The following is a 20,916-nucleotide window of genomic DNA, read 5'->3' as shown; positions in this document are numbered from 1 at the left end:
AGAAAGCCCGCCGCAGGCGCAACCGCCCCGCACCCAGCGACGAGACCACACCGGGACGGAGCCGCTGCGACCGGCGCCTCAACTGTGCAGGTGGCGGACCTGGTCCCACAGGATCGGGTCCACCACACCGACCCGGCGCCGGAACGCCCACACCGGTACGGACCGCAGCTCATCCGTCTCCAGGAAGCTCGGCCGCCCCTGCGCATCGCCCACCGAGCCGGGCGGCAGCGGAATCACGCCGGCCCGCTCGTCGTGGTACTTGCTGGTGATCTTGACGACGACGGCGTTCTTGCCGCGCATCTCCAGAACCAGGCAGGGCCGGTCCTTCGAGCCGGGCCCGTCCTCGTAAGGGACGTCCGCCCACCAGATCTCCGCAGGCTGCGGCTTACGGCCCGGAATCCGGCCCCGGGGGCGCCCGGGCGGCCGACGCTCGCCCCCGGGGCGTCTGCGCGACCGCGCCCGGCCGTCCACCACCGCGGCGACCAGCGCAATCGCGACCACGGCGGCCAGAGCGAGCCACCAGGACGTGTCCATGGGCATGAATCTACCGGCGCGGGCGATACGCGGCGCGCCGGGAGCGGATCCATCCGAACCGGTGACAGGGCAGGTGAGTTGCCCCACAACGGCCCATGACGCAGGGGCGACGCGCTCTTTTGCGCCTTACGCTCAACGAACCGCACGACCCCCGTCATGCCCCGCGTCATGCCCTGCCAGCACGGAGGTTCCCGTCTCCATGAAGCTCACCGTCGTCGGCTGCTCGGGGTCGTTTCCGTCCGCGGACTCGGCCTGCTCGAGCTACCTCGTCGAGGCCGACGGCTTCCGGCTGCTCCTCGACATGGGCAACGGTGCCCTGGGCGAGCTGCAGCGCCACTGCGGTCTGTACGACCTCGACGCCGTCTTCCTCAGCCATCTGCACCCCGACCACTGCATCGACATGTGCGCGTACTTCGTCGCGCGCTACTACCGCCACGAAGGCGGCCGCTGCGATGCCATCCCCGTCTTCGCCCCCGAGGGCGCTCAGGAGCGGCTGACCACTGCCTACGGTGACAGCCCCTCGTCCCCGGCGAGGGGTGAGGCCTTCGACTCCCACACCCCCAACTCCGGCCCGTCCGAGACCGCCCCCTCCCCCGTACGAACGGAGAAGCTCGCCCATCCCGTGGAGGCGTACGCGATCCGTCTCGAGCACGAGGGCCGCTCACTCGTCTACTCCGGCGACACCGGCGCCTGCGACCAGCTCGACGAACTGGCCACCGGCACCGACCTCTACCTGTGCGAGGCCTCCTTCATCCACGGCAAGGAGGACATCCCCGACCTCCACCTCAACGGGCGCGAGGCCGGCGAAAGCGCCAGCCGCGCGGGAGCGGGCCGCCTCGTCCTGACCCACATCCCGCCGTGGACGGACGCGCAGATCAACCTCGAGGACGCACGGGGGACGTTCGACGGCCCCGTCGCGCGCGCGCCCCGGGGGCCCCTCCGCGAGACCTGCCCCCCGGCCCCGAGCCCCGGCGGCCCCCCGCCAGCCCCGGGGGCGGGGGCCCGACAGGGCCATCCGGTTCCAGGTGTGCCGGCGGCCGCGGATCGCCACCGAGTATGCGTAGAGCAGCTCCGGGTCGCACATACCGGGGATGTACGAGTCACCGAAGTGGTGCGCGTCGAAGCCGATCTCCTTGGCGTTCAGGGCCAGTTGGGGCACCACGTTGGCGTGGCTGCCCTCCTGGCTCGTACCGATCGCGCCCATCACGATCGCGCCCGCGTCCTGCACGGCGGCGACGCCCTCGGCGGCCAGCTCCCTGGTGACGCCGGGCATCGTGCCGGGCAGCGGCATGACCACACCGTCGGCGCCCGCGTCGACCAGCGCGGTCAGCTTCGGGACGGTGACCCGCTCGATGTGCCCGGCGTGGTGCATCTTGCCGCTCCACAGCGCCGCGTCGTCGCCGAGCCCCTTGCGCAGCTCCTCGGTCACCCGGGCCATGCCCTCGAAGGAACCACCGGTGCCGGGGTTCGCGGTGATGCAGAGCATCGCGGCGCCCATGTCGATCAGCTTCTTGGCGTGCTCGGGCTTGGCCCGGCGGATCTCCGGGACATCGCCCGGCTCGAGGTTGATGCCGATCGGGCGCCCGATGACCTGTGCCAGCTCGGTGAACGAGGTGAACTCGCCGAGGCCGGGAAGCGCCAGCTTCTCGCCGTCCCACGCCCGCTCGATCAGGTTCAGTACGACGATGTCGGCGCCGAACGCCGAGACGAGCTCCATGTTGTGCACACCGCGCCCGCCGGGGTTCGGGATCATCGCGGCGCGTTCGGCGAACACCTCGCCGACCATGGTGCGGCCTTCCGCGGCGGCCACTGCGGCGGTGAGTTCGCGGCCCCTGAGGGCGCAGAGCTGGTCGCGGTCGAGGTCGAGGATGCGTGTCGTCATACCACCGAACGTATCGGTAGGAAATGGGCAAAGCCCCCGACCGTTGGTAACAACGGTCGGGGGCTTTGGTCCCGATCAGGTAAGGCTGGGTCCTACAGGGCTGAGGCTTACTTCGCCTCGGCCTTGAGGAGCTCGGCGAGCTCCTCGTCGGACTCGCGGCCCGGGGTCGGGATGTTGAACTTGGTGATCGCGAACCGGAAGATGAAGTAGTAGACCACCGCGAAGCAGAGGCCGATTCCGGCCAGACCCCACGGGTTGTCCGCGATGCCCAGGTTCAGGAAGAAGTCGACCGCACCGGCGGAGAAGCCGAAGCCGTCCCGCATGCCGAGGGCCCAGGTGAGAGCCATCGAGACACCGGTGAGGACCGCGTGGATCGCGTACAGGACCGGCGCGATGAACATGAAGGTGAACTCGATCGGCTCGGTGACACCGGTGACGAACGCGGTGAGAGCGAGCGAGAACATCATGCCGCCGACGACCTTGCGGCGCTCGGGGCGAGCGGCGTGGGTGATCGCGAGGCAGGCCGCCGGGAGGGCGAACATCATGATCGGGAAGAAGCCGGTCATGAACTGGCCCGCGGTCGGGTCGCCGTGCAGGAAGCGGGCGATGTCACCGGAGTAGGTCGCACCGTCGGCCTGGAAGCTGCCGGCCTGGAACCACGGGAAGGAGTTCAGCAGGTGGTGCATGCCGATCGGGATCAGCGCACGGTTGGCGACACCGAAGATGCCCGCGCCGACCGAACCGGAGCCGACCAGCCACTCACCGAAGTTGTGCAGACCGGTACCGAGGACCGGCCAGATCAGACCGAAGACGATGCCGATGACCAGACCCGCGAAGGCGGACAGGATCGGGACGAGACGGCGGCCGCCGAAGAAGCCCGCCCAGTCGGGAAGCTTGGTGCGGTAGAACTTCTGGTACAGCAGGGCGACGACGACACCCATGATCACGCCGCCGAGCACACCGGCGTTGACCGGCGCCTCGTTCATGACGATCTTGCCGTCGGCGACCGCGGCGACCTTCGGCAGGTTGCTGTCGGTGAAGGTGGCGAGCACCTTCTGGAAGACCAGGTAGCCGGTGACGGCCGCGAGGGCCGTGGAACCGTCCGACTTCTTGGCGAAGCCGATCGCGATACCGACGGCGAAAAGCAGCGGCATGTTGTCGAGCAGCGCGCCACCACCGGCGGCCATGTAGCTGGCGAGCTTGTTCCAGCCGAGGCCGTCCGCGCCGAGCATGTCGGCCTGGCCGAAGCGGAGCAGCAGTGCGGCGGCGGGCAGAACCGCGACCGGCAGCATGAGGCTGCGGCCGATGCGCTGCATGACCGCCATCACGCCGGCGCCCTTTTTCTTGTCGGCCGCAGGTGCGGCAGCCGTGGACACAACTTCCTCCAGTGGGCATGACGCCGCCTGGAACAGGGAGTGTTGGGGACGGCGACGTCGCTCAGAAGACGCGGGCCGATCGGCCGCGTGGTCTACACCAGTTAGTGGTGTAGACCAGTTGTAACACGGTGAAGACCAGATAAGGAACCTCCGGTTCCAGTGGCCTGGGACACAGCGGGACAGGCATGACAAAAGACCCCTGAATCAGCCCGATTCAGGGGTCTTTCGTCAGTGCTGAGGCCCGAGTTGGGCGCCCGGGGCTACCGGTTTTGTGAACGTCAGCCCAGCAATTCCTTCACCACCGGCACCAGCGCCCGGAACGCCACGCCCCGGTGGCTGATCGCGTTCTTCTCCGAGGCCGTCATCTGCGCGCACGTCCGCGTCTCGCCGTCCGGCTGCAGGATCGGGTCGTAGCCGAAACCGCCGTCGCCGGCCGGCTCGTGGCGGAGGGCCCCGCGCAGGCGGCCCTCGACGACGCGCTCCGTGCCGTCCGGCAGCGCGAGGGCCGCGGCGCACGCGAAGTGCGCGGCGCGGTGGGGCGCGTCGATGTCGGAGAGCTGGGCGAGGAGGAGGTCGAGGTTGGCCTTGTCGTCGCCGTGCCGGCCCGCCCAGCGCGCGGAGAAGATGCCGGGCGCTCCGCCGAGCACGTCCACGCAGAGACCGGAGTCGTCGGCGACGGCGGGCAGACCGGTGGCCTGGGCGAGGGCGTGCGCCTTGAGCAGCGCGTTCTCGGCGAAGGTGACGCCGGTTTCCTTGACGTCCGGGATCTCGGGATACGCATCGGCACCGACGAGCTCATGGGCGAGCCCGGCGTCGGCGAGGATCGCACGCAGCTCGGTGATCTTTCCGGCATTGCGGGTGGCGAGGATGAGGCGGGTCATGGGGCGATTATCGCCGGTTCCCCTCTTCGGCCGACCAGCGTCCCAGCCGGCCAGGCAACTCAGCCCCCGGTTTCGGGAAGGGGCGGGGCGGGGAGAAAGGCCCGCCGCAGGCGCCCCCCACCGACCCGCACCCCGAAGATCAAGCCCACCTACGGCGAGCAGGCCTTCGTCAGCTCACCCGTCGCGTCGACCACCGGGCCGACGTCCGGCGTCGGGTCGCCGTCCTTGATGGCCTGTCGCACGTTGTCCACCGCGGCCGAGATGTCGTCGACCGCCTTGCCGACATCCGTGTTGTCAGTCTTGTCGGTGATCTCGTCGAGGTTCTTGTCGATCTGGTCCAGGGCCTTGTCCGCTTCAAGCGGGTTCTCGGCCGCGTCCTGAACGGCCTGCTGCAGGTCGGAGGCGCTCTGGGCGACGGCGCTCGCGGTCTGGGCGCAGTCGAGCGCCTTGTCGATGGCGCTGCAGCCGATGACGAACGGCGTGATCAGCGCGGCGCTGGCGGCTGCCAGAGCGATACGGCGGTGGCGCGAGGCCATGGAACGGTTCCTCCCCTTGTGACGGACGGGCGCACGGCGGCTTGCCGTACGCCCGTAACCCTTAGAACGCCCAGCAGGGCGTGCACGGTTGCGCGGCCGGTGTCAGCCGAGCGTCTGCTCGAGCGCCTTGCGCTGCAGTGCGGCGAGTTCGTCGCAGCCGGCGACCGCGAGGTCGAGCAGCGCGTTCAGCTCGTCGCGCGCGAAGGGCGCGGCCTCGGCGGTGCCCTGGACCTCGATGAAACGGCCGTCGCCGGTGCAGACCACATTCATGTCGGTCTCGGCGCGGACGTCCTCCTCGTAACAGAGGTCGAGCAGCGGCACGCCGTCGACGATGCCGACGGAGACGGCGGCGACCGTGTCGGTGAGCGGCTTGCGCCCGTGCTTGATCAGCTTCTTGCCCTGGGCCCAGGCGACGGCATCGGCGAGGGCCACGTACGCGCCGGTGATGGCGGCGGTACGGGTGCCGCCGTCGGCCTGCAGGACATCGCAGTCGAGGACGATGGTGTTCTCGCCGAGCGCCTTGTAGTCGACGACGGCGCGCAGCGAGCGGCCGATCAGGCGGGAGATCTCGTGGGTACGGCCGCCGATCTTGCCGCGGACGGATTCGCGGTCGCCGCGGGTGTTCGTGGAGCGCGGCAGCATCGAGTACTCGGCGGTGACCCAGCCCTCGCCGCTGCCCTTGCGCCAGCGCGGGACGCCTTCGGTGACGGAGGCGGTGCAGAAGACTTTGGTGTCACCGAAGGAGACGAGTACGGAGCCTTCGGCGTGCTTGCTCCATCCGCGTTCGATGGTGACGGGGCGGAGGGATTCGGCGGTGCGGCCGTCGATACGAGACATGCGGTCGAGCCTATACACCCACCCCCCCGGGCGTTGGAGGACACGCGCCCAGAGCCCACACACGCCACGACGCCCCCGCACGCGCAAGGAGGCCCCGCCCCCGACAAACCGGGGCGGGGCCTCCTTGGGAGCTCAGCGGCTCACATCATGTCTTCGATGTCCGCGGCGATCGGGTCGGCGTCCGTGCCGATGACGACCTGGATCGCGGTGCCCATCTTCACGACACCGTGGGCGCCGGCGGCCTTGAGGGCGGCCTCGTCGACCTTGCTGGCGTCGACAACCTCGGTCCGCAGGCGCGTGATGCAGCCCTCGACCTCTTCGATGTTGTCGATACCGCCGAGGCCGGCAACGATCTTCTCAGCCTTCGTGGCCATGTCTTTCTCCCTGATCTTTCGCGCGCTCTCGCAAGCGACGGCCGGCCCACCATTGGTCCGTTTTGACACGGTAACGCACGGTTGGCCCATCTTCGCGGGCGGTCATAACCGGCGTACCGAATGATGTCGATCATCGGAGTACGCACGGGTTGTCCGCGCGGGCGCCGACGCCGGTCCCTCACTGGTCTACACCAATCTACAACGGCCGCCGAGCCAGGCCTATTCCGGAGGAAGCCCATGAGCGCGAACGCTGCAGCCGCACCGCGGCCGAGCCCCTGGAGCAACTTCTTCCAAGGGCTGCAGAAGATGGGGCGCAGCCTGCAGCTGCCGATCGCCGTGCTCCCCGCGGCCGGCATCGTCAACCGGCTCGGTCAGGACGACGTCTTCGGCAAGGACGGCCTCGGCTGGACGAATGTCGCCAAGGTCTTCGCCGGTGCGGGCGGCGCCCTCCTGGACGCCGACCTCGGACTGCCGCTGCTGTTCTGCATCGGTGTCGCGATCGGTATGGCGAAGAAGGCTGACGGTTCCACGGCGCTCGCCGCGGTCGCCGGCTTCCTGGTCTACCGCGGAGTGCTGAAGGCATTCCCGGTGGACTGCCCCGACGGCCAGGCGCTCGCGGGCAACCAGTGCATCGACTACGCGGCCGAGGCAGCCGCCAACGCCACCTATCAGAACCCGGGCGTCTTCGGCGGCATCATCATGGGCCTGCTCGCCTCCTGGTTCTGGGTCCGCTACCACCGCACCAAGCTCGTCTCCTGGCTCGGCTTCTTCAACGGCCGCCGGCTCGTCCCGATCATCATGGCGTTCGTCGGCATCATCTTCGCCGCACTGTGCCTGTGGGTGTGGCCCGCGATCGGTGACGCACTGGAGAGCTTCTCCAACTGGCTCGAAGGCCTCGGCGCCTGGGGCTCCGGTATCTTCGGCCTCGCCAACCGCGCGCTCCTCGTGATCGGCCTCCACCAGTTCCTGAACGTGCCCCTCTGGTTCCAGTTCGGCTCATTCGAAAAGTCCGACGGCACCGTGGTCCACGGCGACATCAGCATGTTCCTCGCCGGCGACCCGACCGCGGGCATCTACCAGACCGGCTTCTTCCCGATCATGATGTTCGCCCTCCCCGCAGCCTGCCTCGCGATGGTCCACTGTGCCCGGCCCGAACGCCGCAAGGTCGTCGGCGGCATGATGTTCTCCCTCGCCCTGACCTCGTTCGTCACCGGCATCACCGAACCGATCGAGTACTCCTTCGTCTTCCTCGCACCCGTCCTGTACGCGATCCACGCGGTGCTCACCGGCGTCTCGATGGCGGTCACCTGGGCGCTGGGCGTCAAGGACGGCTTCAGCTTCTCGGCCGGCCTCATCGACTACGGCATCAACTGGAGCCTGGCGACGAAACCGTGGCTGATCATCCCGATCGGTCTGGCCTTCGCCGTCGTGTACTACGCGATCTTCCGCTTCGCGATCACGAAGTGGGACATCAAGACGCCGGGACGCGAGCCGGAGGAGGAGGCGGAGGCCTTGGAGCAGGAGAACACCAAGGCGTAGGTGCCGCCAAGCACGAGTCCTGCCAACGGAAAAGGGCGCTCCCTCTGCGGGGGCGCCCTTTGCGCGTGCGGTCGGAGGGACTCGAACCCTCACGGGATTTCTCCCACCAGGACCTAAACCTGGCGTGACTGCCAATTCCACCACGACCGCGACAAAGCGGGCATCACGCCGGTTCGGCGCGCACCCGCCCGGTCAGTCTACGGGGGAGCCGAGGACCGATCGAGAGGGTTCTCAGACCCCCAGGTCCCGCATGATCTTGGCGACGTGGCCTGTGGCCTTCACGTTGTAGAAGGCGTGCTCGACCTTGCCCGCCTCGTCGACCACGATCGTCGAACGGATGACGCCCGTGACGACCTTGCCGTAGAGCTTCTTCTCGCCGAAGGCGCCGTAGGCCTCGAGAGTTTCCTTCGACGGGTCGCCGACCAGGGTGACCTTGAGGTTCTCCTTGTCGCGGAACTTCGCGAGCTTCTCGGGCTTGTCCGGCGAGACGCCGATGACGTCGTAGCCCGCGGTGGTGAGCGCGTCGAGGTTGTCCGTGAAGTCGCAGGCCTGCTTGGTGCAGCCGGGGGTCAGGGCCGCCGGGTAGAAGTAGACGATGACCTTGCGGCCCTTGTGCGCGGCGAGGGAGACCTCGTTGCCGTCCGCGTCGGGCAGGGTGAAGGCGGGGGCGGTGTCGCCGGGCTGCAGGCGCTCGCTCATCGGTCGGACTCCTCGATGCGGTCGGGATCGGTATGCAATGAGCGTAACGGGGCTGCCGTGAGGTACCGGGTCGTGGGAACTGACAGACTGTCTCTTCCCAGAGACGTACGACATTACGGAGGCGGCGCGGTGTCGGATGCCAGGACCCCCGCTGAGATCGAGGCGGACATCAAGCGGCGGCGCACCCAGCTGGCCGAAACCCTGGACGAGATCGGGGTGCGGATGCATCCGAAGACGATCGTCGGGGATGCGAAGGCCCGTTTCGTCGGCGGTGTCGACCAGAGCCTCGGGCGCGCGTACGTGAGCGCGAACCGGGCGGTCAGCGAGGTGAAGGCGCAGTTCGTCGACGGTGACGGCGCACCGCGCTTGGAACGGGTGGTGCCGGTGGCGCTGCTCGTCGTCGGGGTCGTGGGGCTGCTGGCCCTGGGATCGCGCCGCCGGAGGGGCTAGAAGGCCCCGACCCTGGGGCGTACGGCCGACGTGGAGGCAGGTAGGTTCGGGGCGTGAGCGCGAACACCCATCACGACAAGTTGCCCATCCGGATGCTGCACGACCGGGTCCTCGTGCGGACGGACACGATCGAGGGCGAGCGGCGTTCGACCGGCGGGATCGTGATCCCGGCGACCGCGGCCGTGGGCCGGCGGCTCGCGTGGGCGGAGGTCGTCGCCGTCGGGCAGAACGTGCGGGCGGTCGAGCCCGGTGACCGGGTTCTGTACGACCCGGAGGACCGTGCTGAGGTCGAGGTCCGCGGGGTCGCCTATGTGCTGATGCGCGAGCGGGATCTGCATGCCGTCGCGGCCGACCGCTTCGAGGGGTCGGAGGACTCGACCGGCCTATATCTCTAGGCCCGCTTTTTCTGGCATACGGTCGGCATGCGGACGGCATGCTGACGTCATACGGGGAGGGGCCGGCGAACAGATTCGCCGGCCCCTCCCCATATGCGTTCATCCGTGCATGACGCGGGCTACGTACTCCCGGCGTCCGCCCCGTCGCCCCCGCCCCCGCTCGCGTCCTCGCCCTGTCCGCCGTCCTGCCCTCCGGCATCGGCTCCGCCGTCGGTGCCTCCGTTGGTCTGGCCCTGGACCTGACCTTGGGTCTGGCCCTGGTCGGTGCCTTGGGTCTGCCCCTGGTCCTGGCCTTGGTCGGTGCCCTGCGTCTGCCCTTGGTCCTGGCCCTGGGTCTGCCCTTGGTCGGTGCCTTGGGTCCGGCCCTGGTCCTGCCCCTGGGTCCGGCCTTCGTCGGCGCCTTCCGTCCGGCCGTCCTGCGGCGGGACAGTGGGCAGCGGCGGCGGTTCCTCGGAACCGGACGGGATCTCCAGGTCGAAGTTCCGCACGGGCTTGCCGGCCAGTGCGGTCCGGGTGAACTGGGCCCAGATCCGCGCCGGATACGCGCCGCCGTTCATGCGCGGCTGGCCGAGCGCCCCGTACAGCGGGGTCTGGACGGCGGTGTCGGGGTCCTGGCCCATCACGGCGACGACGGTGGCGAGTTCGGGGGTGTAGCCCGCGAACCAGGCGGCCTTGTCCTCCTCGGCCGTGCCCGTCTTGCCCGCGGCCGGGCGGCCCGCGGCGAGTGCGGCGGAGCCGGTGCCGTCGTCGACGACGGACTGCAGCACTGAGGTGGTGGTGTCGGCGGCCGCGCGGGAGATGACCTGCTCGGTGTCCCGGGCGGGGAGCGCGATCTCCTTGCCGTTCTTCTCGAGCTTGTCGACGAGCGCGAAGGTGCCGTGCCGGCCGTGGTTGGCGAGGGTCGCATACGCCTGGGCGACGTCCAGGACGCTGGCGGTCGGGGTGCCGAGCGAGATCGAGGGGTACGGGCCGAGGCCGGGGGTGGTCTTCGGGATGCCGAGGTCGATGGAGGTGTCCATCACCTTCTCCGAGCCGACGTCCACGGCCATCTGCGCGAACACCGAGTTGACGGACTTCTCGGCGGCGGTGCGCACGGTGATGTTGCCGTAGTCGACGTGATCCTCGTTCTCCGGGGCGAAACGCTCGCCGTTCCACCCTTGTACGGGGCGGCCGCTGGTGCCGTCGTAGATGGTGTTGGGGGTGATCGGACGGCCGTCCTGGGTGGTGGAGTCGTGGTCGAAGGCCGAGGCGAGGACGAAGGCCTTGAAGGTGGAGCCGGCCTGGTAATCGCGCCGGGTGGCGTTGTTGGTGAACTGCTTGACGTAGTCGATCCCGCCGTAGAGCGCGGTGACCCGGCCGGTCGCGGGGTCGATCGCGGCGCCGCCCGCCCGTACCTTCCGGTCGATCTTGCGGGCGTCCTTGTCGAGTTTGGACATCAGCTGGTCGTCGACGGCCTTGACGAAGGCGTCCTGCTGATCGGGGTCGATCGTGGTGGTGATGCGGTAGCCGCCGCTCTTGAGTTCGTCCTCGTCGACGATCTCGTTGGCGAGGAGGTAGTCCTTGACGGCGTTCACCAGGTAGCCGCGCTGTCCGGACAGACCCGATGACGTACCCGCCTCGGCCTCCGGTTCGGGGAACTTCATCTTCGAACGGACCGCGGGGGCCAGCCACTTCTCCTTGACCATGCCGTCGAGCACGTAGTTCCAGCGCGCCACGGCCCGCGGCTTGTTCTCGGGGTGCGCCGTCACGTCGTATGCGCTGGGGGAGTTGAGGAGCGTCGCGAGGTACGCGCCCTCGGCGGTGGTCAGGTCCTCGGGCTTCTTGTCGTAGTACGCGTGGGCGGCGGCGGAGATGCCGTACGCGTTGCGCCCGAAGTAGCTGGTGTTGAGGTAGCCCTCGAGGATGTCGTCCTTGCTGACCTCGCGCCCCAGCTTGATCGCGATGAAGAACTCCTTCACCTTGCGGCCGATCGTCTGGTCCTGGTTGAGGTAGTAGTTCTTCACGTACTGCTGGGTGATCGTCGAACCGGACTGCTTGCCCTTGCCGGTGACGGTGTTCCAGGCCGCGCGCAGCATCGCCTTGGGGTCGACGGCGGACTCGGAGTAGAAGTCGCGGTCCTCGGCGGCGAGCACCGCCTGCCGTACGTTCTCGGGGACTTGGGCGAGCGGGATGTTCTCGCGGTTGATGTCGCCGTCGCGGGCGAGCTGTTTGCCGTCGGCGTACAGGTACACGTTGGTCTGGGCGGTCGCGGCGGCGTTGGCGGGCGGGATGTCGACGAGCATGTAGCCGGCGACGAGCGCGCCGCCGATCAGCAGGCACAGGAGCAGGAAGGTGCCGAGGACCATCCGCCAGGTGGGCAGGATCCGCCGCCAGCCGGTGCGCTTGCGGCTCTTCTTGCCCTTGGGGGTCGGGTCCTGTGCGGATGCGGGACCGGGCTGCGGCGCCCCGGCGGGCTCCGGCTCACGGGGAGCCCACCCCTGCTGCGGCCCCTCCTGCTCACGCGGCTCGTCGCTCATGTCTGACACCTTGGCATCAGGTTGTATGAGCCCCGTCTGCGCCGCGCGCCCCGGACGGCCGTGCGGTCGGCCGGATGAGTGAAAACGCGTGGCGCCCGGTTGCCGTGCGCGGCTAGGGTCGTCGTCTTTGGCTGCCTCCGGTGGGTCGGCGGCCCGTGGACGCGTGGCCGGGAAGGGGCAGACACGTGCGCTTGTACGCGGCCGTGGCGGCCGGCGGGTTCCGGCGGCACTCGACGTACCGGGTGGCGACCGCCGCGGGCATCTTCACCAACACCGTCTTCGGGTTCGTTCTGGCGTTCACCTTCGTCGCCCTGTGGGACGAGCGTCCGAACCTGGGCGGCTACGACAAGCCCGAGGCCCTCGCGTTCGTCTGGATCGGGCAGGCGCTGCTCGCGACCTGCGGTCTGATGGGCGGCGGCGGATTCGCCGAGGAGCTGATCGAGCGGATCAAGACCGGTGATATCGCGATCGATCTCTACCGTCCCGCCGATCTTCAACTGTGGTGGCTGGCCGCCGACTTGGGGCGGGCCGCCTTCGAGCTGGTCGGCCGCGGGATCGTACCGATGGCCGTGGGCGCGCTCGCCTTCGATCTCGCGCTGCCCGACGCGGCCTGGCAGTGGCCGGCGTTCCTCGGCTCGGTCGCGCTGGGGGTCGTGGTCGGTTTCGCCATCTGGTTCCTGGTGGCGCTCAGCGCGTTCTGGCTGATGGACGGGGCGGGCGTGGTGCAGATCGCCTGGCTGTGCGGGCTGTTCTTCTCCGGGATGCTGCTGCCCCTCACCGTCTTCCCCGGGGCGCTCGGCGACGTGGCGCGCGTCCTGCCGTGGGCGTCGATGCTGCAGGTGCCGGCCGATGTGTTCCTCGGCAAGTACACCGGCTGGGGACTGCTGAAGGCGTACGGGTTCCAGGCCGGGTGGGCCGTGGTGCTGCTCGCGGCCGGGCGTGGGCTCCAACTGGTCGCGCGGCGAAGGGTGGTGGTCCAGGGTGGCTGAGTCGCGTCCCATCGCCGGACCCGGGGTCTCCCGTGTGGCCGGCGGGCTCGCCGCGTTCCGGATGATCGCGGCCATGTGGATCAGGTCCACGATGGCGTACCGCTTCTCGTTCGCGATGACGCTGCTCGCCAACTTCGTCGTGACGTTCTTCGACTTCGTCGTGATCCTGCTGATGTTCTCGCACGTCGAGGGTCTCGGCGGCTTCGACTTCACCGAGGTCGCTTTCCTGTACGGGGCGACCAGCACCGCTTTCGGTCTCGCCGACCTCGCGCTCGGCCAGGTCTCCCGGATCGGCCGGCGGGTGCGCGACGGCACCCTCGACACCCTGCTCGTGCGGCCCGCGCCGGTTCTCGCGCAGGTCGCCGCCGACCGGTTCGCTCTGCGCCGGCTCGGGCGCGTCACCCAGGGGCTCTTCGTCCTGGTGTGGGCGCTGGTCCTCGTGGACGTCGACTGGACGGTGCTCAAGGTCTGCGTCGTCCCGGTGATGGTGCTGTCCGGCGGGGTGATCTTCGGGGCGGTGATGGTGGCCGGTGCCGCGTTCCAGTTCTGGGCGCGTGACGCCGCGGAAGTGGTCAACTCCTTCACGTACGGCGGAAATACGCTCCTTCAGTACCCGCCGACCATCTTCGCCAAGGACCTCGTGCGCGGGGTGACCTTCGTACTGCCGCTGGCCTTCGTCAACTGGCTGCCCGCGCTCTACGTCCTCGGCCGGCCCTACCCGGTGGACCTTCCGTTCTCCCCGTCCTTCACGGCCTTCCTGCCGCCGCTCGTCGCCGTGCTGTGCGCGCTGCTCGCGGGGCTGTGCTGGCGGGCGGGACTTCGTGCGTATCGCAGTACAGGGAGCTGATCGCGTCGTGGACTCCGAGATCAAGGATTTCATCGAGCTCGAGGACGTACGGAAGGTGTTCGACGTCCGCAAGAAGAAGGGGTTCCTGCGGCGCGAACGCCATGAGGTGCGGGCGGTCGACGGCATCAGCTTCACCGTGCCGCGCGGCGAGATGGTCGGCTACATCGGGCCGAACGGTGCCGGCAAGTCGACCACGATCAAGATGCTGACCGGGATCCTCACGCCGAGCGGCGGGCGCGTACGGGTCGCGGGCATCGACCCCTCCCGTGAGCGCACCCGGCTCGCCCACCGCATCGGTGTGGTCTTCGGGCAGCGCACCACACTGTGGTGGGACCTGCCGCTCATCGACTCGTACAAGCTGGCCCACCGCATGTACCGCATCCCGGACGCCCGCTTCCGCGCCAATCTCGACCGCTGCGTCGAACTCCTCGACCTCGCCGACCTGTTGGCCGTCCCCGTACGCCAGCTCTCCCTCGGTCAGCGGATGCGCGGCGATATCGCGGCGGCGCTCCTGCACGATCCGGAGGTGCTGTATCTCGACGAGCCGACGATCGGCCTCGATGTGGTCAGCAAGGCCAAAGTCCGCGAATTCCTGCGGGACTTGAACGCCTCCGCCGGTACGACCGTCCTGCTCACCACCCACGATCTGCAGGACATCGAGCAGCTCTGCAAGCGCGTGATGGTCATCGACCACGGCCGTCTCATGTACGACGGCGCGCTCGCCGGACTCCACGAGATCGGCGAGAGCGAGCGCACCCTGGTGGTGGACCTGGAGCGCGAACTGCCCCCGCTCGACGTGCCCGGCGCGCGGGTCCTCCGGGTGGAAGGCCCCCGCCAGTGGCTGGCGTTCCCGGCCTCCGCGTCCGCGGCCCCGCTGGTCACCGAGATCGCCTCCGCGTATCCGCTGGTGGATCTCTCCGTGCGGGAGCCCGATATCGAAGCGGTGATCGCGAAGATGTACGCGGACCGGGCGGAGCTGGGGTGACGGTCGCGGCGGTGGCCCGGCGGGGTGCCCTTTGCCGCGGTTGCCTTGCTTCGGTCCGGTGGGGGTGACTCTCGTGGCGGTCGCCCGGCTAGGCTGATTCATATGACCGACGACCTGCCCGAGCTGAGGGCATCAGACGCCGACCGAGAGCGGGTCGCCGAGGTCCTGCGGGACGCGCTGGCCGAGGGCCGCCTCGACATGGAGGAGTTCGAGGAGCGCCTCGATTCCGTCTACAAGGCGCGTACGTACGGGGACTTGGAGCCCCTGACCCGCGATCTGCCGGGCGCCGGACAGGCCGTGGCACCCGTGCCGTTCGCCCCCGCTCAGCCCGCAGGGGGCCCCGACTGGCCCGCGCGCATCGGCGGCGAGGCCACCTCGCGCGGCGGCGTGGCGATCATGGCCGGCTTCCAGCGCAAGGGCATGTGGACCGCGCCGCGCCGCTTCAACTGCTTCGCGTTCTGGGGCGGCGGCGAGATCGATCTGCGCGAGGCCTCCTTCGAGGAGCGCGAGATCACGGTCAACTGCGTCGCCATCATGGGCGGGATGAACGTGATCGTCCCGCCTGGCGTCGAGGTCGTGGTGCGGGGCTTCGGCATCATGGGCGGCTTCGACCACCGCGAGGAGGGCGTACCGGGCGACCCCGGGGCGCCCCGCGTGGTCCTCACGGGCTTCGCGCTCATGGGCGGGGTCGGTGTCGAACGCAAAGTGACCCGCGCGGAGAAGCAGCGCCTCAAGGAGGAGCGCCGCAGGGCCAAGCTGGAGAAGAGGGCCGAGCGCAAGGAGCTGGGGGAGTAGGGCCTGCCGGTCCGGTGGGTCGGGCGCTGCCGGTAGGGTCCGCTCCGTTCGGTCTTTCGGTGGTACGGGGTGGGGTTGCGAGTGCGACGCTGGGTCAAGCTTTCGGTGCTCGGTGTGGCGGTGCTCGGGCTGGTCGGGTACTGCGGGAAGCCGTATGCGACGGACTGGTGGGTGGCGCGTCAGGCCTGTGGCGGAGTGCTGCCGGACGGTGTGGTGGATGAGCTGAACCCCGACGGCAAGCGCCTGGAGGCGGCCGAGGAGAAGCGGATCGAAGGCCTCGCCTCGTACTACTGCTCCGTGACCTACGACAGCGGCGGCACCCGCTCGGGCACCGTCGTCGAGGTCGGTGCCTACACGCATCGCGACCAGGTCGACAACGAGTTCTGGCGGGTCTTCGAGAACGAGGGCTGGACGGAGATGGGCTTGCTGCCCGGCGGACTCCCGGGAATCACCGACCAGTTCGGAGCCGTGCAGCTGCTGCGGAACTGTCCCGCGCTCGGCAAGGACGACGACGGCAGGCCCCGCAGGATGCTCGTGCGCGCCACCGCCGGTTACGACGAGAACGTGAACGCCAAGGATGCCGTCCTGCGGGCCGCGGTGGCAGTGGCCAATCACGCTGCGCAGGAGCTGGGCTGCGGAGCATCGCCGCTGAAGACCCCGGCGCACGCCCTGTCCCGGACGGCCAGGCCGGTACCTGTGCACGAGGCCCGGGACACCGGCTGCGGATTCCTGGCCGACGCGGGTCTGCCCGCCGGGACCACGGTACGGAGCAAGGCCGCTTCGGCCGGGCCGGCGGCCCGCTGCGAGCTGTTCTTCCGCGCCGGGTACGACCCGGCGGGCGACGAGCTCGCAGCGGACGAGTACGGCAGGCCCGACGCCATGTTCGGTGCCTGGTACGGAGACTGGAGCAATCGTCTCGTCGCCTACGACGGCAAGCGGCACAGTGGCACGTCCGCTGCCCGCTGCGACGGCGAGGACGCCAACTTCAGCGGCTGGGCGAACGACGACACGGGCCTGTCCGACCGCCGCGTACGGGAACTGGTCCGGGCCTTCGCGCAGGATCAGGGGGAGCGGCGGGGCTGCACCGACGTCCATGCGGTGCAGCCGGGCTGATCGTCACCACACGGCCATGCCGCGCACGTAGTTCTCGTCCACCAGGAGGCGCATCCGCGCCACCAGCTCGTCCGGCACATCGTGCGAGGCGGCCCACGTCTCGAGCACCGGCAGCAGCTGATGGCGGCCGTCCATTACATCGCCCCGCAGCGGACCGGCCGCCGGGCGGCGCGCGATGTCGCCCATGACGGGGCGGGTGCGGATCCGGTCCGGAGCCGGCTCGTAGGTTCCCTTGAGGTGGCCGCGTACCGCACGGTCGAAGGCGGCGAGGTCCTCGATCTCGCCTCTGCGGGCGCTGTCGACCCGGTCCTGCATCAGGCCGCCGATCCGGTCGGCCGCGTAACTCAGGGACCAGCGCACGTCGTAGTCGAGAACCTTGCGAGGGGCTTCCTTCTTTGTGACCTGTTCGTCGATCAGCAGCCGACGCGGGTCGAAGCGTTCCAAGCAGTGGGCGAAATAGGCGCGTTCGGCGTCGTAGAGGAGCGCGAAGGCCTTGGGGTCCCGCGCCAGCCGGCCCACGAGCCACTTCAGTTCGGGGCCTTCACCGAACTGCCTGTAGGCGAAGGCGGCGTGGGGCTCTTGAGGGTGGTCGTACTGCTCGAACCAGGTGTCATCGTCCGGCGAGGTCGGACCGCCGGGCCGGTCGGTGACGACATCCTCGGCGCGCGCGGCATCCACCACATAGTCGGCGAGCAGCCGCGCGAGGAACGGTTCGAGGCCGCCGGGGACGTCCGACTGCTCGTCGTAGGCAGCGGCCGCCGCGTACGCGGCGCGTGCCTGCGCGGTGGTGCGGGGTTTCCCGGCCGCCGGGATCGTGGCCGACTCGATCACCCGGCCCAAGTCCTGCGGATCGCACAGTGAAGTGTGGACGAGCAGCTTGCGCACCGAGTCGAGGCGGGACAGATCCTCCCCCGGATCGAGTGCCTCCGTCGCCGCCCCCGGATCCCCCACAAGCCGCGTCACCGACTCCGGCGCCGACCAGCAGGGCTCCTCGGACTCGGCGAGCGTGACCGGCACCGCCACCCCGGCCGCCACGACCACCACCGCGGCCCCGATCGCGTAGAGCCGCCGCCCCCTCCACCACGTACGCATCCGCGAAGACTAGCGACCGCCCAGGCGTACGGAGCAGGCAGGCTCAGAGCTCCGCCGGGGCCGAACCCCGCAGGTGCGAAAGGTTGAAGGCCTCCGCCATCTTCCGGTATCCCGCATCGCTCGGGTGCAGATGGTCGCCCGAGTCGTACGGCTCCCGCAGCCGGTCCGGTGCGTACGGATCGCGCAGGGCGCGGTCGAAGTCGACGACCGAGTCGAAGACGCGGCCGCTGCGGATCTCCGCGTTGATCGTGCGGCGCAGCTGGTCCAGGTGCGGACGGTAGCCGCGGTGACCGTTGAAGGGCATCAACGTGGCGCCCGTGACCCGCAGTCCGCGGGCGTGTGCCTGGCGGGTGAGTTCACGCATAGCTTCGAGGAGCCGGTCGGCGTCGGCGTACCGGGGGTTGCGCAGCAGGTCGTTGACGCCCAGGACGACGACCACGGACCTCACGCCCGTACGGGACAGGACGTCGCGCTCGAAGCGGCTCACCCCGCTCGGGCCCGCGGCCTTGAACTGCCCGCCGGGAATCAGCTGGTTGCCGCTGATGCCTTCGTTCAGCACACCGAGCCGGGGCGCGCCCGCCTCTTCGCGCAGCCGGTCCGCGAGGACGTCGGTCCAGCGGGCGTTGGCGCCGAGCGTGGAGGTGACGCCGTCGGTGAGCGAGTCGCCGATGACCACCACGGAGCCGGACGCCTCGCGGGTCAGCACGTCGACGGCGGTCAGATAGCGCCAGTACGGGCTCTGCTCCGTGTACGTGTCGCCGCGCGGGTTCTGCGTCTGGTCGCCGTTCGCCACGTACGAGATCTGGCGTGCGTGCGGGTGGTAGGTGACCGGTCCGGACGGCGTCGGCGAGTAGGTGCTGACCAGCAGGTCCGCATCCGCCGGTACGTCGACCCGGACCGAGTCCGAGACGATCTGGCCGCCCGCGGGGATCACGGCCCGGGGCTGGCCGCCGAAGGTGAGGCGGCGCAGGCTGTCCGGCCGCGCGGTCGGGTTGCTCGGCGCGGAGGCCAGCGCGATCGAGGCGTGGCTGATCGTCAACGGCCGGGTGCCGAAGAGGTTGGAGAGCGTGATGCGGGCACTCGTACCGCCGACGCTGGTGTGCACCACATTGCGCAGGGTGCGGCCCGCGAAGCCCGCCCCCGGGCGGGGTCCGGCGCCGGCCGGGGCCGTGGCCCACGTACCGACCCAGGAGCCGGCCGCCGCACGATCGGCGGAACCTTGCGGCGAGGGGCCCGCGCTGATGGTGGTGTCCCGGCTGTCACCGCCCGAGAAGGCGAGGTATATGACGGTGGAGATCAGCACCACCACGGCTGTGAGCGTGGCGACAAGGGCATAACCACGACGCTTGGTCATGCGCGGTGTGCTCCTCGGGCAGGGGAGCCCGAGGCTCCGGTTGGACAATCCCATTTTGCGGTATGCGGCCCGAGGCCGCGCACGGTACCCCCCGTGTCGTGCCTTGCCGTCTTCCCGTGCGCGGCGTCGGGGGCATCCCTGAGATTCCCCGGAGTTCCGCGTCGACAAGGAGGACGCCGGGAACTCCTGATGCGTTCCAGGAGTCGGTCAGATGTGATGCGTTCGAGGAACGGGCAAGCAGGGACAATTCGAAGAACGGCTCAGGCAGGGACAATAGGTGCGTGACCCCGGGGGCCGGCCGGCGGATGGAGCGGTAGGGCGGATGGAGCAGACGAACGTGAAGGATGCGGAAGAAACCGGACCAGATCCGGAGGAATCCGGACCGTCTTCCCGCGGGCAGCATTCCCCGGGTTCCGGCTTCTCATTCAATGCGGCCGACGAGGAGCGCCGCCGCGGAGTGCGCCGTATGAAGGCCACCGCGACCGGCCTGCTCGTCTTCGTCGCGATCGTCTATGTCCTGGCCAAGTGGGCGCAGAACTCCGGGTTCGGGCCCTGGACCGGCTATGTCGCGGCCGCCGCGGAGGCCGGCATGGTGGGCGCGATGGCGGACTGGTTCGCGGTCACGGCCCTGTTCCGGCACCCTCTCGGCCTGCCCATTCCGCACACCGCGATCATCCCCACGAAGAAGGACCAACTGGGCGCGTCGCTCGGCGAGTTCGTCGGTGAGAACTTCCTCTCCGAGGATGTCGTACGCCGCCGGCTGCGCGCCGTCGGTATCGGGGCCCGGCTCGGCGACTGGCTCGCCGAACCCGCCAACGCCGATCGCGTCACGGCCGAACTCTCCACGGCTCTGCGCGGCGCCCTCACGGTCCTGCGCGACTCCGATGTCCAGGCCGTGGTCGGCGAGGCCATCACCCGCCGCGCGGACGCCGCCGAGATCGCGCCCGGGATCGGCAAGACCCTGGACAAGATCGTGGCGGACGGGGGCCATCGCAAGGTCGTCGACCTGGTCTGCGTACGGGCCCATGACTGGCTGGTCCTGCACAGCGACCAGGTGATGGACGCGGTCCAGGGCGGTGCGCCGGGCTGGACCCCGCGCTTCGTGGACAAGAAGGTCGGCGAGCGGGTCTACAAGGAGCTGCTGCGCTTCGTCACCGAGATGCGCGACATGCCCGAGCATCCGGCGCGTGGCGCCATCGACCGCTTCCTCACGGACTTCGCGTCGGACCTGCAGTCCGACACGGATACGCGGATGCGTGTGGAGCGCCTCAAGTCCGAGGTCCTCGGCCGCGGCGAGGTCCAGGACATCATCGCCTCGGCCTGGTCCTCCGTACGCCAGATGATTGTGGCGGCGGCGGAGGACGAGCGCAGTGAGCTGCGCCTGCGGGTACGGGCGGGGCTGCTGTCCCTCGGTGCGCGGCTGTCCTCCGACGCCCGGCTGCAGAACAAGGTCGAGGGCTGGGTCGAGGATGTCGCGGTGCATGTGGTCAACACGTACCGCCGCGAGATCACCTCACTGATCACGGACACCGTGGCGGGCTGGGACGCCGAGCAGACGACGCAGAAGATCGAGGCGCATATCGGCCGCGACCTGCAGTTCATCCGGATCAACGGCACGGTGGTGGGGGCGCTGGTGGGGCTGCTGATCTATACGTTGACGCACGCGCTCGGGGCGTAGGGGTGCGCACCGGGGGCGTAGGACAGGAGGTCAGGGCTCTGCGC

The 20,916-nt window shown here is 69.7% G+C and carries 19 protein-coding genes, 1 tRNA gene and 1 pseudogene; 10 read left to right on the top strand and 11 right to left on the bottom strand.

Features of this window, described 5'->3' with window-relative positions; translation table 11 throughout:
- Nucleotides 1–78: 78 nt before the first annotated feature.
- Nucleotides 79–534, bottom strand: coding sequence for a type II toxin-antitoxin system PemK/MazF family toxin (locus tag JAO81_RS21600; protein ID WP_199549551.1), 456 nt, complete (start codon nt 532–534; stop codon nt 79–81).
- A 199-nt stretch (nt 535–733) separates the two neighbouring features.
- On the opposite strand from JAO81_RS21600, the pseudogene JAO81_RS42640 reads away from it, so the two are divergent.
- Nucleotides 734–1,468 (top strand): annotated as a pseudogene (locus tag JAO81_RS42640) (MBL fold metallo-hydrolase); the annotation flags it as partial.
- A gap of 1,055 nt (nt 1,469–2,523) precedes the next feature.
- On the opposite strand, the gene JAO81_RS21590 reads toward JAO81_RS42640, so the two are convergent.
- The 5 genes from JAO81_RS21590 to JAO81_RS21570 all read right to left on the bottom strand — a co-directional run bounded on the left by JAO81_RS21590 (nt 2,524) and on the right by JAO81_RS21570 (nt 6,510).
- Nucleotides 2,524–3,741, bottom strand: coding sequence for a PTS transporter subunit EIIC (locus JAO81_RS21590; RefSeq protein ID WP_199549571.1), 1,218 nt, complete (start codon nt 3,739–3,741; stop codon nt 2,524–2,526).
- Nucleotides 3,742–4,070: 329 nt separating this feature from the next.
- On the bottom strand, nt 4,071–4,673 hold the full coding sequence (gene rdgB / locus JAO81_RS21585) for an RdgB/HAM1 family non-canonical purine NTP pyrophosphatase (RefSeq protein WP_199549549.1): 603 nt from the start codon (nt 4,671–4,673) through the stop codon (nt 4,071–4,073).
- A 149-nt stretch (nt 4,674–4,822) separates the two neighbouring features.
- The gene (locus tag JAO81_RS21580; RefSeq protein ID WP_199549548.1) at nt 4,823–5,209 is read right to left on the bottom strand and encodes a hypothetical protein; all 387 of its coding nucleotides are present in this window, start codon (nt 5,207–5,209) and stop codon (nt 4,823–4,825) included.
- A gap of 102 nt (nt 5,210–5,311) precedes the next feature.
- Nucleotides 5,312–6,046: a ribonuclease PH gene (rph, locus tag JAO81_RS21575; protein ID WP_199549547.1), complete on the bottom strand. Its 735-nt coding sequence runs from the start codon at nt 6,044–6,046 to the stop codon at nt 5,312–5,314.
- A gap of 140 nt (nt 6,047–6,186) precedes the next feature.
- Complete coding sequence (locus tag JAO81_RS21570) at nt 6,187–6,510, bottom strand: PTS glucose/sucrose transporter subunit IIB (protein ID WP_267913050.1); 324 nt, start codon at nt 6,508–6,510, stop codon at nt 6,187–6,189.
- A 147-nt stretch (nt 6,511–6,657) separates the two neighbouring features.
- Here JAO81_RS21570 and JAO81_RS21565 point away from each other — a divergent pair, with 147 nt between their 5' ends.
- On the top strand, nt 6,658–7,959 hold the full coding sequence (locus tag JAO81_RS21565) for a PTS transporter subunit EIIC (RefSeq protein WP_199549546.1): 1,302 nt from the start codon (nt 6,658–6,660) through the stop codon (nt 7,957–7,959).
- 66 nt (nt 7,960–8,025) lie between these two features.
- Here JAO81_RS21565 and JAO81_RS21560 read toward each other — a convergent pair.
- Nucleotides 8,026–8,109, bottom strand: a tRNA-Leu gene (locus JAO81_RS21560).
- Between the two features lie 81 nt (nt 8,110–8,190).
- A complete protein-coding gene (gene bcp, locus JAO81_RS21555) occupies nt 8,191–8,658 on the bottom strand; it encodes a thioredoxin-dependent thiol peroxidase (RefSeq protein ID WP_199549545.1) in 468 nt (155 codons plus the stop codon).
- A 129-nt stretch (nt 8,659–8,787) separates the two neighbouring features.
- On the opposite strand from bcp, the gene JAO81_RS21550 reads away from it, so the two are divergent.
- Nucleotides 8,788–9,108, top strand: a complete 321-nt coding sequence (locus tag JAO81_RS21550; protein ID WP_307813542.1) for a DUF3618 domain-containing protein — start codon at nt 8,788–8,790, stop codon at nt 9,106–9,108.
- A 53-nt stretch (nt 9,109–9,161) separates the two neighbouring features.
- Nucleotides 9,162–9,503: a co-chaperone GroES gene (locus tag JAO81_RS21545; RefSeq protein WP_199549543.1), complete on the top strand. Its 342-nt coding sequence runs from the start codon at nt 9,162–9,164 to the stop codon at nt 9,501–9,503.
- Between the two features lie 119 nt (nt 9,504–9,622).
- Here the strand turns inward: JAO81_RS21545 and JAO81_RS21540 are convergent, their stop codons facing one another.
- Nucleotides 9,623–12,019, bottom strand: a complete 2,397-nt coding sequence (locus JAO81_RS21540; RefSeq protein WP_199549542.1) for a transglycosylase domain-containing protein — start codon at nt 12,017–12,019, stop codon at nt 9,623–9,625.
- A 185-nt stretch (nt 12,020–12,204) separates the two neighbouring features.
- Between JAO81_RS21540 and JAO81_RS21535 the strand changes: the two genes are divergently transcribed.
- The 5 genes from JAO81_RS21535 to JAO81_RS21515 all read left to right on the top strand — a co-directional run bounded on the left by JAO81_RS21535 (nt 12,205) and on the right by JAO81_RS21515 (nt 16,748).
- The gene (locus tag JAO81_RS21535) at nt 12,205–13,008 is read left to right on the top strand and encodes an ABC-2 family transporter protein (protein ID WP_199549541.1); all 804 of its coding nucleotides are present in this window, start codon (nt 12,205–12,207) and stop codon (nt 13,006–13,008) included.
- Nucleotides 13,001–13,855 carry an ABC transporter permease gene (locus JAO81_RS21530; RefSeq protein ID WP_307813540.1) on the top strand — a complete coding sequence of 285 codons (855 nt, stop codon included), beginning with the start codon at nt 13,001–13,003 and terminating at the stop codon, nt 13,853–13,855. The genes JAO81_RS21535 and JAO81_RS21530 overlap by 8 nt, the downstream gene beginning before the upstream one ends.
- A 7-nt stretch (nt 13,856–13,862) precedes the next feature.
- Complete coding sequence (locus JAO81_RS21525) at nt 13,863–14,840, top strand: ATP-binding cassette domain-containing protein (RefSeq protein WP_199549540.1); 978 nt, start codon at nt 13,863–13,865, stop codon at nt 14,838–14,840.
- Nucleotides 14,841–14,942: 102 nt separating this feature from the next.
- Nucleotides 14,943–15,635, top strand: a complete 693-nt coding sequence (locus tag JAO81_RS21520) for a DUF1707 domain-containing protein (protein WP_199549539.1) — start codon at nt 14,943–14,945, stop codon at nt 15,633–15,635.
- Between the two features lie 81 nt (nt 15,636–15,716).
- Nucleotides 15,717–16,748 (top strand): hypothetical protein, encoded by a 1,032-nt coding sequence (locus JAO81_RS21515; RefSeq protein WP_199549538.1) that lies wholly within the window; start codon nt 15,717–15,719, stop codon nt 16,746–16,748.
- Between the two features lie 3 nt (nt 16,749–16,751).
- Here the strand turns inward: JAO81_RS21515 and JAO81_RS21510 are convergent, their stop codons facing one another.
- Both JAO81_RS21510 and JAO81_RS21505 read right to left on the bottom strand, forming a co-directional pair.
- Nucleotides 16,752–17,840 carry a hypothetical protein gene (locus JAO81_RS21510; RefSeq protein ID WP_199549537.1) on the bottom strand — a complete coding sequence of 363 codons (1,089 nt, stop codon included), beginning with the start codon at nt 17,838–17,840 and terminating at the stop codon, nt 16,752–16,754.
- 43 nt (nt 17,841–17,883) lie between these two features.
- Nucleotides 17,884–19,194, bottom strand: a complete 1,311-nt coding sequence (locus JAO81_RS21505; protein WP_199549536.1) for an SGNH/GDSL hydrolase family protein — start codon at nt 19,192–19,194, stop codon at nt 17,884–17,886.
- A 466-nt stretch (nt 19,195–19,660) separates the two neighbouring features.
- Between JAO81_RS21505 and JAO81_RS21500 the strand changes: the two genes are divergently transcribed.
- On the top strand, nt 19,661–20,872 hold the full coding sequence (locus tag JAO81_RS21500) for a DUF445 domain-containing protein (RefSeq protein WP_233415704.1): 1,212 nt from the start codon (nt 19,661–19,663) through the stop codon (nt 20,870–20,872).
- Nucleotides 20,873–20,916 lie beyond the last annotated feature (44 nt).

Origin of the sequence: Streptomyces sp. N35, assembly GCF_016464295.1 — a bacterium.
GTDB lineage: Bacteria > Actinomycetota > Actinomycetes > Streptomycetales > Streptomycetaceae > Streptomyces.
Note: the sequence above shows the minus strand (reverse complement) of the source record. Positions and strands in the feature narration are given on the sequence as shown.

Coding starts and splice junctions, on each gene's coding strand:
- JAO81_RS21590 (WP_199549571.1), bottom strand. CDS start 3,741: ATGGCGGTCATGCAGCGCATCGGCCGCAGCCTCATGCTGCCGGTCGCG.
- rdgB (WP_199549549.1), bottom strand. CDS start 4,673: ATGACCCGCCTCATCCTCGCCACCCGCAATGCCGGAAAGATCACCGAG.
- JAO81_RS21540 (WP_199549542.1), bottom strand. CDS start 12,019: ATGAGCGACGAGCCGCGTGAGCAGGAGGGGCCGCAGCAGGGGTGGGCT.
- JAO81_RS21505 (WP_199549536.1), bottom strand. CDS start 19,194: ATGACCAAGCGTCGTGGTTATGCCCTTGTCGCCACGCTCACAGCCGTG.
- JAO81_RS21580 (WP_199549548.1), bottom strand. CDS start 5,209: ATGGCCTCGCGCCACCGCCGTATCGCTCTGGCAGCCGCCAGCGCCGCG.
- bcp (WP_199549545.1), bottom strand. CDS start 8,658: ATGAGCGAGCGCCTGCAGCCCGGCGACACCGCCCCCGCCTTCACCCTG.
- rph (WP_199549547.1), bottom strand. CDS start 6,046: ATGTCTCGTATCGACGGCCGCACCGCCGAATCCCTCCGCCCCGTCACC.
- JAO81_RS21500 (WP_233415704.1), top strand. CDS start 19,661: ATGAAGGCCACCGCGACCGGCCTGCTCGTCTTCGTCGCGATCGTCTAT.
- JAO81_RS21565 (WP_199549546.1), top strand. CDS start 6,658: ATGAGCGCGAACGCTGCAGCCGCACCGCGGCCGAGCCCCTGGAGCAAC.
- JAO81_RS21570 (WP_267913050.1), bottom strand. CDS start 6,510: ATGGGCCAACCGTGCGTTACCGTGTCAAAACGGACCAATGGTGGGCCG.
- JAO81_RS21600 (WP_199549551.1), bottom strand. CDS start 534: ATGGACACGTCCTGGTGGCTCGCTCTGGCCGCCGTGGTCGCGATTGCG.
- JAO81_RS21520 (WP_199549539.1), top strand. CDS start 14,943: ATGACCGACGACCTGCCCGAGCTGAGGGCATCAGACGCCGACCGAGAG.
- JAO81_RS21510 (WP_199549537.1), bottom strand. CDS start 17,840: ATGCGTACGTGGTGGAGGGGGCGGCGGCTCTACGCGATCGGGGCCGCG.